We start from the raw sequence: 14363 nt of genomic DNA, 5'->3' as shown, positions 1-14363 counted from the left end.
TCCGGGCGACGGTCCCGACGGGCCTACGGCGTGTCCGCCAGCAGCCGGTCCGCGACCCGGGCCGCCGCGCCGCCGTCGTCCAGGTCGCAGTAGTCGCGGCGGAAGCTCTCGTACGCGTCGGCGTGCCGGGCCGCCAGAGCCCCCGTGCCGCGCAGCGCCTGGGCCACCTCGTCCGTCGTGACCAGCAGCGGCCCCGGTGCCCGGGTCTCGAAGTCGAGGCAGAATCCGCGCACGGTGTCGCGGTAGTGCTCCAGGTCGTACGTGTGGAAGAGCATCGGCCGGCCCGTCAGCGCGAAGTCGAACATCAGCCCCGCGTAGTCCGTCACCAGCACGTCGGCGATCAGGAGCAGTCCGGCCGCCCCGGGGTGGTGCGAGACGTCGAGCACGCCCGGCCCGGCCGGGACGCTGCCGGTGACCCGGGGGTGGCGGCGCACCAGCACCGTGTGGCCGGGGCCGAGCGCCCGGGCCAGGGCGTGCGGGTCGAGCGCCGGGTCCCAGCGGTACGGGCCGGGGGCCGTGCGGTCGGCGGACGCGGCGGACACGGCGGACGGAGGGTGGGCCAGGTGGTCCCGGTAGGTCGGGGCGTACAGCACGACGCGGTGCTCCGCCGGGATCCCGAGCCCGCGCCGTACCTCCTCGGCGGCCTTGTCCCGGACGGGCGGGAACAGCACGTCGTTGGCGGGTGACCCGGCCTCCAGCACCTCGCCCTCGTACCCGAGCGACCGGCGCAGGAGGGGGGTGGCGAAGCGGCTCGGGGAGACCAGCACCGACCACTGGGCCGACCGCTGCGGCAGGGTGGCGAGGTGCTGGTGGTCGGCGTAGAGGGTGTCCGCCAGACCTGAGCCGAACCGGCCGAGCGGAGTGCCGTGCCAGGTCTGGACGACCGTCTGCCCGGGACGCCGCTCGAACCAGGCGGGCAGCTGCTCGTCCGTGACGATCCGCCGGGAGCGGGCCAGCGCCTCGTACCAGGCGGCGCTGTGGACGGGGACGGCCCGCGCACCGGGTGGGACGTGGGTGGTGCGGCCGGGGGTGGTACCCGTGACCCAGAGGTGCTCGGCGTCCGTGCCCCGGCGCACGAGCTCGGCGTGGACGGCGCGCGGGGAGTCGCCGCCCGCGTAGAGGACGGTGTCGCGGAGCGGGAGGGCGCGGGGCGTGCGCCGGTTGGGGTGGTGCACGGCGCGCAGAAGCCGTTGGCCGTACGCGCTCCCCTCGGCGGCCGGGAGGCCGGGCCCCGCGACCACGGACAGCCGGTCGCCGTGCCGCCGCTCCAGGCGCAGCCCGTTCTCGCCGCCGCCGCAGGGCAGCCGCGCGGCGGCGGAGCCGAGGACGTGTACGGGGCGGTCGTCGAGGCGGACCTCCCAGCGGCCCTCCGGGAGCGGCGGGGCGATCAGCGCAGAGAACCGGCCGCCCGCCGTACCGTCCGGGGCCCGGTCCACGGCGACCTCGGCGACCGGGACCGTCTCGCCGAGGGTCTCGTGGCGCAGGAGGAGCCGGGCAGAACCGTCGGGATGGGCACCGGTGTACGTCCCCGAGACCCGTGCGGCTCCCCGCTCGCCGGGCGCGCTCTCCACCCGGTCCGCGATCGGCGTCCCCGTCGGATCGAGCACCAGATTCCCCGTCGCGTCCGGACGGGCGGGTGGCGCCAGGTCCAGGGCGGCGGGCAGGGGAACACGGGTGCCGTCGGGCAGCAGCAGCCGGACCTGCCACCGCGCCCCCTCCGCCGTCCCCCGCGCGGCCCGGACCTCCCGGGGGGTGCGGGGCGGGGCGGCCGGTACGGCGGCGAGTCCGGCGAGCGGAACCCGCACGGTGAACGTCGTACCGGCCGCTTCGCCCGTTTCGCACTCCACCGCGCAGGACCGCTCCTCGGCCCCCTCGCGCGTCAGCAGCAGTGCCGTGGGGGAGGGGCCGCCGCCGAAGAACCGCCCCGTGACGTCCAGCGTGCCCGCCTCCGCCCCCGGGCCCGCCGCACGATGCGTCTCCGCCAGTGCACGCAGCCTGGACACCGTCAGCCGGAGCCGGCCGCCCCGGTAGTCGAGCACCGCCCGCCGCCCGTCGCCCAGGTCGTGCACCAGCGGCTGGTCCGCGCCCGCGTCCGGCGCGCGCACCGCGACCCGCCGGACCGTTCCGCGCCCGCCGAGCACCAGGCCGACCAGCCAGCCGCCGCCCCCCGTCGCGGGCAGCCGGTCCGGGTCGAGGACCATCTCGAAGCCCGCGTCGTCGTAACCGTGCAGCTCCTGACCCGAGTTCACCGTCGCCTCGGGGGAGGGCACCGGCCGGACCGGCATCGGCCGCACCGCCCGCCCTTGCTCCGCCCGGACCATGCCCACCGTCAGCCGCTGACGCGCCGAACCGGCCGGGAGGTTGCGCAGATACGCGTACCCGCGCAGCCGCAGTTTCCCGTCCGCGCCCCAGCGCGCCTCCAGGAGCCGCGCGACCGCCGGGGTGTCCGTGCGTGCGAGCCGGGCGCTCGCGCCGCGCACGCCGGGGTACACCGCCCGCCGCCGCCCGGGAAGGCCCTCGACGGCGAACGTGCCCGTACCGTTGGCGCGTTCGAAGGCGAGGACCGCCAGCAGCTCGTCCAGGCGCCGTTCCCGTACCAGGGACCACTTGATGCGTAGCTCCACCGGCAGCCCCTCCAGCACCATGGGGCCCGCCCGGTCGACGAAGGCCCCGGCGCCCTCCAGGAACGCCGATCGGTAGGCCTCGCCGCCCATCGGTAGACCGTCCAGGAAGTACCCGAAGTCGTCGCGCAGACAGGATGCGTCGTACGCCCGCCGCTGTGCCGCGTCCCGGTCGCCCAGGAACGCGCTGACCTGCTCGCATGCGGCGATCCGGTCCCGTACGCCCGTGACGTCCGTGCGCCGCCGGGTGATCGAGCCCTCCCGCACCCGCCAGTAGTAGACGTGCTCGGCGAGGACGTCCACCGAGCCCGCGAGGTAGTGCGCCGGGATCATCACGGGGGTGTCCTCGTAGAGCCTGCCCTCGGGGAAGGCGAAGGCGTGCGCGTCCCAGAAGGAGCGGCGGAACACCTTGTTCCACGCCACCCGGTCGGCCAGCAGGCGCGGATCCCGGGTGATGTGGGTACGGGGGCGGGCGGCGGTCAGCCAGCGGTACTGCCAGGCCTGCTGCCGCCCCTGCCCGGTCAGCCGCCACACATTGCCGGTCACCAGGTCGGAGCCGGTCGACTCCAGCGAGGCCGTCATCCGCTCGTACGCGTCGTGCACGACGACGTCGTCGCTGTCGGCGAACGCCAGGTAGGGGACGGTAGGAGTGGTGTGCCGGACGCCGGTGTTGCGGGCCGCGCTCAGGCCCGCGTTCTTCTGCCGCACCAGCCGGAACCGGTCGTCCCGGGCGGCGAACCCCGCCGCGATCCGGGCGCTTTCGTCCGTTGAACCGTCGTCGACCATGACCACCTCGACCGCTTCGAGGGTCTGGTCCGCCACCGACCGCAGGCAGTCCTCCAGGTAGGCCTCGACGTTGTGGAAGGGGACGACGACGCTGAGGAGTGGTGGCTTCATGTCCTGGTCAACAGGGGGCGGGGCCGGGGGTCACCGGCGCTGACCCGAACGGGTGAACACGGGGCGCCGGCCGCCCGGGCCCGCGGCTACGCTCGGCTGCCATGCCCACCCGAGCTTCCGTGAAGCGGTTCGTCCGCCGACAGGCCATGCGGGCCGTCTACCGCGCCGACCTGCGCCGCCCGCTCGACCCGGACCTCGCCGTCTACGGGGCGTACTGGAACCGGGGCGTCGCCTGCAATCCCGCCGCGATCCACGCCAAGGCCCGCGAGCTGGCCCCGCACATCCGGGGCGTGTGGGTCGTCTCCTCCCGGCACCGCGACCGGATGCCGGCCGGAGTGCCGTACGTCATCGAGGGGTCGCGCCCCTACTGGCGGGCCATGGCCACCGCCACCTACCTGGTCAACAACTCCAGTTTTCCCGGCGGTTTCACCAAACGGCCCGGGCAGCGCTACCTCCAGACCCACCACGGGACCCCCCTCAAGACCATGGGGCTCGACCAGCGCGCGTATCCCGCCCTCGCCCGGAAGACCGACTTCGGCAAGATCCTCGCCCATGTCGGCCAGTGGGACTTCAGCCTCTCCGCCAACCCGCACAGCACCGAGGTCTGGGACCGCGTCTACCCGGCCCCGCAAGGCGCCTCCTACGAGCGGCTCGACCTCGGGTACCCGCGCAACGACGTGTACTTCACCGCCACCGCCGAGGACATCGCGAAGACCCGCGCCGAGCTGGGTATCGCCGAGGGGCAGACCGCCCTGCTCTACGCCCCGACCCACCGCGACTACCGCGACGGCTTCGTCCCCGACCTCGACGCGGAGCGGCTGGTGCGCCAACTGGGTTCGGACTACGTGCTGTTGGTGCGGGCCCACTACTTCTACGGGCGGTCCGCCGGGGTCGGTGCGACCGGTACGGGGCGGGTCATCGACGTCACCGGGCACCCCCGGATCGAGGAACTGTGCCTGGCCGCCGACGCGTTGATCGCCGACTACTCCTCCCTGGTCTTCGACTACGCCTGCCTGGACCGCCCGATCGTCGTCCACGCCCCCGACTGGGCCGCCTACCGGGCCGTGCGCGGAACCTGCTTCGACCTGCTCTCCGGACGGCCCGGCGACACCCCCGGAGCCGTCACCACCACCCCGGACGAGCTGGCCGCCGTGTTCCGGACGGGGCGGTGGCGCTCCCCGGAGACGGCCGCGCTGCGCACCGCGTTCCGGGAGCGGTTCTGCCCGTACGACGACGGGCACGCGGCGGAACGCGTCGTACGGCGGTTCTTCGACGGCGTGGAATGAACCCGCCGAGCGCCACCCGAATGGGTCACACCGGCCGCACCGGGCCGATTCCTCAGCCCCGCACGGTCGTTGTGCCCGACAGCTCGCTCACTCCGCCATGTTGGGAGACGTCCATGCACCGGTCCGCCTACGAGCAGATGGAACTCTGCATCAGGGAGTATCTGCCCGTCGAAGGGCCGACGTCCGGCAACGGCCCCTACCGCGTCGTCGACCTCGGGTCGCGGATCTCCGGCAAGCAGACCCGTACCCACCGTGCGCTCCTTGCCGGGCACTCCATCGACTACTTCGGGGTCGACGTGCAGGACGGCCCCAACGTCGACGCGGTGATGGCGAAGCCGTACCGCATCCCCGCCCGCTCCAACAGCGCCGATGTCGTGCTCTCCGGGCAGGCGTTCGAGCACATCCCGTTCTTCTGGGCCTCCATGCTGGAGATCGCCCGGATCCTGAAGCCGGGCGGGCACGCGTTCATCACCGCCCCCTCGCGCGGCCACGTCCACGACGCGCAGGACTGCTGGCGCTACTACCCCGACGGGTTCCGCGCGCTCGCCGCCCACTCGCGGCTCGAACTGCGCGAGGCCTACACCGACTTCCCGCCGCAGCAGGGCATCTGGCACGACTACCGGGCCATCGACAAGAAGGCCGCCTACTGGGGCGACTCCGTCGGCGTCTTCCGCAAGCCGCGGCGCTACCCCCGCCTGACGATGTTCGCCGTACGGGAGCTGGCGGTGTGGTGGGCGAACCGGGTCGGCGGCGTGGACGGCATCCCGCTGCCCCGGCCGGTGGACGGCCGCGACCGGTGCGGCAGGACCGAGCCCGCCTCCGTACCCGCGCCCACGTCCGCGCCTGCCCCCGCGTCCGCGCCCGCATCCGCATCCGCACCGGAATCAATGACAGGTTGACGAAAGATGACATGAGCCGCAAACCGCGCGTACTGTCCCGGGGCATGGCTTGGCGCAACGCCGTCAACGGCGTCCTTCAGCAGCTCACCGGATACCAGCTCAGGCGGGTCACGGTGCCCGCCGCCCGCACCGCCCCCGCCGGTCCCGCACCGGCTCCGGCCGCCGCATCGGCCCCCGCCCCGAAGCCTCAGGCGAAGAAGCCCGCCCTCGCGTTCCCGGCGGACTACGACGACGAGGCGAAGGACATCATCCGCGCGGTCAAGCCGTACTCGATGACCTCGCCGGAGCGGCTCAACGCCTTCATCCTCGCCACCCGGTACATCGCCCGGCACGACATCCCCGGCTCCGTCGTCGAGTGCGGTGTCTGGCGCGGCGGTTCCATGCAGGCCTGCGCCCGGACCCTGCTGTCCGCCGGGGAGACCGAGCGCGACCTGTATCTCTTCGACACGTACGAGGGGATGACCCCGCCCACCGCCGAGGACCTGCGGCGCGACGGCCGGCCGGCCCGGGAACTGCTGGACGCCCAGGGCAAGGACCGGCCGATCTGGGCGGTCGCGTCCCTGGAGGACGTCAAGGCGGGCTTCGACAACGTCCCGTACCCGAAGGAGCGCGTGCACTACGTGCGGGGGCGGGTCGAGGACACGGTCCCCTTGCAGGCTCCCGAACAGATCTCGATCCTGCGCCTGGACACCGACTGGTACGCCTCCACCAAGCACGAACTGGAGCACCTGTACGACCGGTTGGTCCCGGGCGGGGTCCTCCTGATCGACGACTACGGCTACTGGCAGGGCTCGCGGCAGGCGGTCGACGAGTTCCTGGAGAAGACCGGTGAGCGGCTGCTCCTGCTCCGGATGGACGAGGGCCGGATCGCCGTCAAGCCCTGATCCGCGTTCCTCACGGCCATGCCGAGCACCGAGCCCCGTGCCCTCCCCGGTACGGGGCTCGAACGCGTCGCCGGCGCGCCCCCGGATGCCTGACTCCGCCCTTCCCGTCACCCGAACGGACCCCCTCGGGTGACCCGTCCTCCGGGCGCGGGTTGTACCCCATGGCCCCCGAAGGCCCTCACGCCCCGAAGCCCAAGCCCCTCGACGTTCATTGACCCCGATGTCGTCCGCCCGGAAGGATCGTGCGCTGCGATGGCACCCCGTCTCACCGTCGTCGTCCCCCTCTACAACGTCGAGGAGTACCTCGGTGCCTGCCTGTCCTCGCTCGCCGAGCAGACCATGCCGGACCTGGAGGTCGTGCTCGTCGACGACGGCTCCACGGACGACGGCCCGGCGCTGGCCCAGGAGTTCGCGGACCGTGATCCGCGCTTCCGGCTGCTCCGGCAGGAGAACGCCGGACTCGGCGCGGCCCGCAACGCCGGAGTCCGCGCGGCCCACCCCGACGCCGAGTTCCTGACGTTCGTCGACAGCGACGACGTCGTCCCGCCCGGCGCGTTCGCCCGGATGCTGACCGAACTCGACCGCTCCGGCTCCGACTTCGCCACCGGGAACGTGCTCCGGCTGCGGGCGAACGGGGATCTCGAACAGTCCCCGATGTTCCGCAAACCGATGGAGAAGGCCCGGCGGGCCACCCACGTCACCCGGGACTGGATCCTGCTCGGCGACCGCATCGCCTGCAACAAGGTCTTCCGCCGCACCTTCTGGGACGAGCACGCCTTCGCCTTCCCGACGGGCGTGCTGTACGAGGACATCGCCGTCGTCCTCCCCGCCCACTTCCTGGCCCGCTCGGTCGACGTCGTCGAGGAACCCGTCTACCACTGGCGCGACCGCGACGGCTCGATCACCACCCGGCGGGCCGTGCCCCGCGGCATCCGCGACCGGGTCACCGCCGTCACCACCGTCAGCCGCTTCCTCGCCGACCGGCCGCGGACGGAAGGGGCGGCCGAGGCCCAGCGCCGCTACGACGCCCATGCGCTCTCCGGCGACCTGTGGCTGTTCATCGAGGCCCTGCCGGACGGCGACACGGAGTTCCACGAAGCCTTCCTGGAGCACGCGGGCGCGTTCGCCGCCACCGTCGAACCCGACGTCCTCGCCTCACTGCCCCTGCACCTGCGGGTCAAGTGGCAGCTCATCCGGGAACGCCGGCTCCCCGAACTCCTCGCCCTCCTCGCCGACGAGAAGAAGGACCGGGACACCTTCCACGTCACGGGACTGCTCCGCCCCCGGGCTCAGCACCCCGCCGTCCGCGACCCGCTGCCGCCCGCCACGACCGCGCTGACCCCCGCCGATCTGCCCGTCCACGCCCACCTCACCGAGGCCGTCTGGCGGGACGGGCAGCTGCGCCTGACCGGGTACGCCTACGTGCGCAACGCCCCGGGCGGGTCCCCGCGGCTCGGCTGGCTGCGGTCCGGGAAGCGGCTGATCCCGCTGCGCCTGCGCCCCGTCGACGGCGACGAGGCCACCGCCCGCTCCGGGCGCTCCCTGCACCGGTACGACCGTGCCGGGTTCGAGGCCGTCGTCGACCCGCGCGCGATCGCCAGGAGGGGCAACGGCGGCCGTACGACGTGGAAGCTGGAGGCCGTCGTCATCGGCGCGGGCCGGCCGCGCCGGGGCCCGATGCGGCTCGTCGGCACCCCGGCCCCGCCCGCCGTGACGTACACCGACGAGCGGACCCGTGTCGTCCCCGTCCTGTCCGGCAACAAGCTGGAGCTGCGCACCGAACGCGTCGCCGCCGTCCTGACCGGGCAGTCGGCGGTCGAGGACACCACCGTCCGCCTGGACGTGAAGATCCTCGGCGACGCCGGGCCGGTGGCCCTCCGGCTCACCGAGTGGCGCACCAAGGAGACCCGGGAGTTCGCCCTGCGCGGCTCGCTCGGCTCCCGGGCGGCGGACATCCCGCTCAGCGCGTTCCGGGGGGAGGACGACATCTGGGGTGTGCAACTCGTCGGCGAGGGACAGCCGTTGACGGTGGCCGCCCGAACCGACGGCCAGGACGGGCGCTATGCGCTGCCCGGCGGCCGTGAGCTGTACGCGGCCCCCAACCCCTCGGGTGACCTCGTGCTCACCGATCGCCCGGTCCAGCCGGTCGTCGCCTCCGTCGCGTGGGAGGAGCCGGGAGAGCTGACCCTCGAAGGGAGCTTCCCCGAGCCCACGGGCACCGCCCGTGAACTCGTCCTGCGGCACAGCGGGCACCAGGAAGAAGTCGTCGTCGAGGTGGAGCGCGGAGAGGGGGATGGCTTCCGGGCGGTGATCGCCCCCGCCGCCGTCGAAGGGCCCGGCGGAGCGCTGCCGCTCGCCGAGGGACGCTGGTATCTCTTCCTCCGCGAACCGGGGGAGCGGGACCCGGAGGCGTACCGGCCGCTGCGGCTGAGCATCTCGCTGCACCACCTTCTCCCGCTACGACAGCAGTCAGTGGGACGAGACTTCACTCTTCAGCGGCGTCACCACGACCGGCTCGTCCTGGAGTCCGGCAGCGCCCTCCCGGCCGCCGAGCGGGGGCCGTACGGGCAGCGTGTCCAGCGCGAACGGTACGCCGACCAGCGCGCGTCCACGGCCGAACTGCGCCCCGCCGTCCTCTACTCCAGCTTCGACGGCCGCCAGCACTCCGACTCGCCCCGGGCCATCCACCGCGAACTCGCCGCGCGGGGACGGGACATCGAGCACCTGTGGGTCGTCCGCGACCAGCAGGCGGCCGTGCCCGAGGGCGTCACCGCCGTCGCCCTGCACAGCGCCGCCTGGTACGAGGCGCTGGCCCGCAGCCGCTGGATCGTCACCAACACCCACCTTCCCCACTGGTTCGAGCGGGCCGAGGGCCAGTGCGTCGTCCAGACCTGGCACGGCACCCCCCTCAAGCGCATCGGCCGCGACCTCGCGGGCAGCCCGCACGCCGATGCCGCGTACATGGCGTCCATGGAACGCCGGTCCGCCCAGTGGAGCGTGCTCGTCTCCCCGAACAGCTTCTCCACCCCCGTCCTGCGCCGCGCCTTCGGCTACTCGGGCGAGGTCCTGGAGTGCGGCTATCCGCGCAACGACCTGCTGTACGAGACCGACCGGGCGAAGGTCGCCGCCGCCGTACGGGAGCGGCTCGCGATCCCCGAGGGGCGGCGGGTGATCCTGTACGCCCCCACCTGGCGCGAGGACCAGCCCCGGAAGGGCGGGCGGTACGCCCCCGACCTCCACCTCGACCTGGAGCACGCCCGCGACGCCCTCGGCGACGACCATGTCCTGCTGGTGCGGCGCCACTACCTCGTCGGCGGGACCGTCCCCGACACCGACTTCGTCCGGGACGTCTCGCGCCACCCGGACGTGACCGAACTGCTGTTGATCAGCGATGTGCTGGTCACCGACTACTCCTCGATCATGTTCGACTTCGCCCAGACCGGCCGCCCGATGCTCTTCCACACCTACGACCTGGCCCACTACCGCGACACCCTGCGCGGCTTCTGCTTCGACTTCGAGCGCCGCGCCCCGGGCCCCCTGATCCCCGAATCCGCCGGGATCGTGGCCGCCCTGCGCGACCCGGTGGCCGCCACCGCCGGACACCGGGAGGCCTACGAGCGGTTCCGGGAGGCGTTCTGCGATCTCGACGACGGGACCGCGGCCGCCGGGGTCGTCGACCGGATGCTCAAGGGCGACCCGACGCCCCCGGGCGACCGGGCGACCGAGGGTGACCGGCCGGTCGAGGGGGAGCGGGCATGAGCGACTTCAGCTGTGTGATCACCGGCGGCGGGGACGGCGAGGGCCCGGGCGGGGCCGACGCCCTGCGCGCCTCCGTGGAGTCCGTCCTCGGCCAGTCGCTGCGCGGCTCCGAGGCCCTCGTGGTTCTCGCCGCCGCCGCCGACCCCGCCGTCCGCACCGCCGCCCGCGCCCTGGCCGCCCGGGCGCCCGAGCGGGTCCGCCTGGTCCACGCCGACCCGGCCGCCCGCACCGTCGGGGCCCTGCGCAACGCGGGCCTGGACGCGGCGAGCGGCCGGTACGTCCTGGTCCTCGGCAGCGGTGAGCGGCTGCAGAAGCACGCCTGCCGCAACCTCTGGCAGGCGGGCGAGACCAGCCGCGCCGACCTGATCGCCGGCCGCTGGAGCCGGACCGCCGACGAGGGCGGCAAGGAACGGGAGCCGTCCTGGCAGGGCGAGCTGTTCACCCGCTCCCGCACCCTCGCCCGCTTCACCGACGCCCCCGAACTCGTCGTCAGGGACGCCCTGGTGACCGGATTCTGTCTGCGCCGCGAGGCCGCCAGGCGGCAGGGGCTGCGGTACGAGGAGGACCTGGCGCACGGGGAGATCCTGTTCGGCCCGCTCGCCGCCGCATCCGTCGGCCGGATCGCCCTGGTGCGCCGGCTCGTCGTGACCGGCCGGGCCGTCCCCGACCGGGCCCGCGACCTCACCGCCCTGGTCGAGGCGCACCGCCGGGTCGCCAACACCCTCCTCGCGCGCGGGCTGCCCGAACTGCGCGAGGAGCGGGAGAAGGCGTTCGCCCGGGACCATCTGGTGCCGCTGGTCCGGTCCTTCCCCCGGCTGCCCGCCGCCCGCCGCGACCGGGTCGCCGCAGCCGCCGCCCGCACGCTGACCCGGCCCGTCCCGCCGGACCTGCCGCCGCTGGAGCGGGTCGCCGTGAGCCTGCTGGCCCGGGGCGACGCCGAAGAGGTCCTCGCGGCGGCCTACGCGCTGAGCCGGCCCGCCACCGTGTGCGCGCCGCTGACGACGGGCGCGGACGGGCGGGTCAGCTGGTGCGGCGCATCGCGGGAGCCCGTCGCCGACATCACCGAACTCGGCCACCAGTACCGTCCGTTCGGCGAGGCGCGGCTGATGAACCGGCTCACCCGCTGCGCGGCCGCCGAGCGGGGCCGCCTGCTGCTCGAAGGCCGTCTCGTGCTGCCCGGGCACAGCGCTCCCGGCCCCGGCACCCCCCTCGCCGCCACCCTGGAGTTCCGGGCCCGGGGCGGGGCGCACGCCGTCGCGTTCCCGGTCGAGGAGGTCCGGCACGACGGGAACGGGATCATCTGGCGCGCACGGGCCGACGTCTCGCGCCGTCTGCGCCCGGTCGGCGTCCGCGACACGGCGTGGGACGCGCGGCTGATCCTGGAGGCGGACGGAGTCCGGTCCGTCAGCGACCTGTTCGCCCCGCAGGACCAGGTGGCCGGGGCGGTCCGGTTCGCGGCCCGGCCCCGGCTCGGGCGGCTCGCCGCGGACACCTGGGAGCCCTACATCACCCTCAAGGACCACTTCGCGCTGCGCCTGACCGCCCGCCGCCGCCCGGCCCGCACCACGCACCGCCTGATCCGCTACGCCACCCACTTCCGGCCCGCCCGCAAGGCGAAGCTCCTCGTCCGGGCCCTGCGCAAGCGGCTGGACCGCTACCGCTCCCGCGGCCGCAAGGCCGCCGTCTACAACACCTGGCTCACCCGGCTCCCCGTCCGCCGGGGCTCCGTCGTCTTCGAGAGCCACATGGGCACCTGCTACGGCGACAGCCCCCGCGCCCTGTACGAGGAGATCCGCCGCCAGGGCCTGAAGCTGCGCGCCACCTGGTCCTACGACCCCTCCCCGGCCGGTTTCCCGACGACCGCCCGCCTGGTACGCCGCTGGTCCTGGCGCTACCTGTGGGCCCTGGCCCGCGCGGAGTTCTGGGTCGACAACCAGGGCTTCCCGCAGCATCTGCGCAAGCCCCGGCACACCACGTACCTCCAGACCTGGCACGGGTCCGCGTACAAACGGATGGGCTTCGACGAGACCCGCGTACGGCTCCAGAACGCCCCGCAGCGCGAGCGGCTCCAGCAGGCCGTGGACCGCTTCGACCACTTCCTCGTCCGCTCCGAGCACGACGTGGACACCCTCGCCCGCGCCTACCGGCTGCCCGAGACGACGCTCCTGCGGACCGGCTACCCGCGCAACGACGCCCTGATCGCGGAGCGCACCCGGGCCGAGACCGAGGGGAGGCTGCCGCGCCCACCGCTCGCCGGGCTGCTCGGTCTCGACGACCACAAGAAGACCGTGCTGTACGCCCCGACGTTCCGCGGTGGCCCCGGGAAGCAGCGTAAAAGCCGACTCCTACTGAACGTACGGGAGTTCGCGGAGCGGTTCGGCGACACGCACACCCTGCTGGTGCGGGCCCACTACCTGGAGTCCGCCCGGCTGCCGGTCTGCCCGCCCGGCACCGTCGTCGACGTCTCGCGCCACCACGACGTCAGCGAACTCCTCGCCCTCGCCGACGTGCTGGTCACCGACTACTCCTCCATCATGTTCGACTTCGCCCTCCTCGACCGGCCCGTCGTGCTGTTCGCCCCCGACCTGGAGGCGTACGCGGCCGAGCGCGGCAGCTACTTCGACCTGCTGGATGACGCCCCGGGGCCGGTGGCCGCGACGCAGGAGGAGCTGTTCGCCGCCCTCGCCGAACTGAAGAAGTCCGACACGCGGTGGGCCGACCGACGGCGCTCCTTCGCCGAGCGGTTCGGGGCCTACGACCGGGGCGACGCGTCCCGCGCCACCGTCGCCGCCGTCTTCGGGCCCACCGCCTCCCGGGGCGCCCGCCACACCACCGACCACGACCGGGGGGCCGGCCGATGAGCCGCGACATCTTCATCGTCTCCAACAGCACCGACGAACTCGGCGGCGTCACCGGCTGGATGCACCAGACCGCGCGCCTCTTCGCCGACCAGGGGCACCGGGTCCACACCATCGGCATCCACGCCTCCGACCTCAAGATGGCGCTGCCCGAACGGCCCGCCCACCCCGTCACCGCCCTCTACCCGGCCCACCCGCCGACCCCCTGGACGCCCCACGGCGTCCGCGACCGCTTCCGGATCCCCAGCCGGCGCAAGGAGGCCGCCCGGGTCGCCGCCAAGAAGCAGGCGGTCGGACGGCTCTCGGAGCTCTTCGCCACCGCCGGCCCCGGCGCGGTCGTCATCGTCACCCAGGTCTGGGCGATGGAGTGGGTCGGGGAGGCCGACACCACCGGGCTGCGGGTGATCGGGATGAGCCACGAGTCCTACGGCTACTCCCGCGCGAGCCACCGCTACCGCTGGATCAAGAACCACTACCGGGACCTCGACCACTGGCTCGTCCTCACCGAGGAGGACGCCGACCGGTGGGCCGGGGACGGCATGAACAACGTCGGCTTCCTGCCCAACGCCCTCTCCCGTCTTCCCGCAGTGCCCTCACCGCGCACCGCGAGGACCGTCGCCAGCATCGGCCGGCTCAGCGACCAGAAGGGCATCGACCTGCTCCTGGACACCTGGGCCCTGGTCGCCCCCGCCCGCCCCGACTGGAAGCTGCGCGTGTACGGGGCGGGCGAGGACGAGACCGCGCTGAAGAAGCAGTGCACGAGCCTCGGCCTGGACGGCTCCGTGGAGTGGATGGGGCGCACCGACGACGTGGAGCGGGCCCTCGCGGACGCCTCCGTCTTCGTCCAGTCCTCCCGCGGCGAGGGCTTCCCGCTGGCTCTCCTGGAGGCGATGGCCAGCGGGGTTCCCTGCGCCGCCTTCGACTGCGCGCCAGGGGTGCGGGAGATCGTCCGGGACGGCGAGGACGGGCTCCTGGCACCCGCCGGGGACGTCGCCGCCCTCGCCGACCGGCTGCTGCGGCTCACCGGGAACCCCCGGCTGCGCGACGCGATGGGCGCGCGGGCCCGCTCCGGCGTCCAGCGGTTCTCCGAGCCGGAGACCCTGCGCCGCTGGGAGGAGCTGTTCGCGTTCCTGGAACGCTGAGCCCGCGCGGCGGCCGT

7 protein-coding genes are annotated in these 14363 nt (G+C 74.1%); 6 read left to right on the top strand and 1 reads right to left on the bottom strand.

Annotated features, from left to right (window positions below; all coding sequences use genetic code 11):
* Positions 1-23 precede the first annotated feature (23 nt).
* Positions 24-3518, bottom strand: a complete 3495-nt coding sequence (locus ACFWRV_RS29545; protein ID WP_384338824.1) for a CDP-glycerol glycerophosphotransferase family protein — start codon at positions 3516-3518, stop codon at positions 24-26.
* 101 nt (positions 3519-3619) lie between these two features.
* On the opposite strand from ACFWRV_RS29545, the gene ACFWRV_RS29540 reads away from it, so the two are divergent.
* The 6 genes from ACFWRV_RS29540 to ACFWRV_RS29515 all read left to right on the top strand — a co-directional run bounded on the left by ACFWRV_RS29540 (position 3620) and on the right by ACFWRV_RS29515 (position 14346).
* A complete protein-coding gene (locus tag ACFWRV_RS29540; protein WP_384338823.1) occupies positions 3620-4804 on the top strand; it encodes a CDP-glycerol glycerophosphotransferase family protein in 1185 nt (394 codons plus the stop codon).
* A 113-nt stretch (positions 4805-4917) separates the two neighbouring features.
* Positions 4918-5703 carry a methyltransferase domain-containing protein gene (locus ACFWRV_RS29535; RefSeq protein ID WP_384338822.1) on the top strand — a complete coding sequence of 262 codons (786 nt, stop codon included), beginning with the start codon at positions 4918-4920 and terminating at the stop codon, positions 5701-5703.
* An 11-nt stretch (positions 5704-5714) separates the two neighbouring features.
* Positions 5715-6587 (top strand): TylF/MycF/NovP-related O-methyltransferase, encoded by an 873-nt coding sequence (locus ACFWRV_RS29530; RefSeq protein ID WP_384338820.1) that lies wholly within the window; start codon positions 5715-5717, stop codon positions 6585-6587.
* Positions 6588-6839: 252 nt separating this feature from the next.
* Positions 6840-10346 (top strand): CDP-glycerol glycerophosphotransferase family protein, encoded by a 3507-nt coding sequence (locus tag ACFWRV_RS29525; protein ID WP_384338818.1) that lies wholly within the window; start codon positions 6840-6842, stop codon positions 10344-10346.
* Positions 10343-13207 carry a CDP-glycerol glycerophosphotransferase family protein gene (locus tag ACFWRV_RS29520; protein WP_384338817.1) on the top strand — a complete coding sequence of 955 codons (2865 nt, stop codon included), beginning with the start codon at positions 10343-10345 and terminating at the stop codon, positions 13205-13207. The genes ACFWRV_RS29525 and ACFWRV_RS29520 overlap by 4 nt, the downstream gene beginning before the upstream one ends.
* On the top strand, positions 13204-14346 hold the full coding sequence (locus ACFWRV_RS29515) for a glycosyltransferase (protein ID WP_384338816.1): 1143 nt from the start codon (positions 13204-13206) through the stop codon (positions 14344-14346). The genes ACFWRV_RS29520 and ACFWRV_RS29515 overlap by 4 nt, the downstream gene beginning before the upstream one ends.
* The last annotated feature ends 17 nt before the right edge of the window (positions 14347-14363 follow it).

The organism is Streptomyces sp. NPDC058576, assembly GCF_042718715.1.
Classification (GTDB): domain Bacteria; phylum Actinomycetota; class Actinomycetes; order Streptomycetales; family Streptomycetaceae; genus Streptomyces.
The sequence above is the reverse complement of the archived record's forward strand: the minus strand, read 5'-3'. Positions and strand labels throughout refer to the sequence as shown.

Coding starts and splice junctions, on each gene's coding strand:
- ACFWRV_RS29515 (WP_384338816.1), top strand. CDS start 13,204: ATGAGCCGCGACATCTTCATCGTCTCCAACAGCACCGACGAACTCGGC.
- ACFWRV_RS29530 (WP_384338820.1), top strand. CDS start 5,715: ATGAGCCGCAAACCGCGCGTACTGTCCCGGGGCATGGCTTGGCGCAAC.
- ACFWRV_RS29540 (WP_384338823.1), top strand. CDS start 3,620: ATGCCCACCCGAGCTTCCGTGAAGCGGTTCGTCCGCCGACAGGCCATG.
- ACFWRV_RS29535 (WP_384338822.1), top strand. CDS start 4,918: ATGCACCGGTCCGCCTACGAGCAGATGGAACTCTGCATCAGGGAGTAT.
- ACFWRV_RS29545 (WP_384338824.1), bottom strand. CDS start 3,518: ATGAAGCCACCACTCCTCAGCGTCGTCGTCCCCTTCCACAACGTCGAG.
- ACFWRV_RS29520 (WP_384338817.1), top strand. CDS start 10,343: ATGAGCGACTTCAGCTGTGTGATCACCGGCGGCGGGGACGGCGAGGGC.
- ACFWRV_RS29525 (WP_384338818.1), top strand. CDS start 6,840: ATGGCACCCCGTCTCACCGTCGTCGTCCCCCTCTACAACGTCGAGGAG.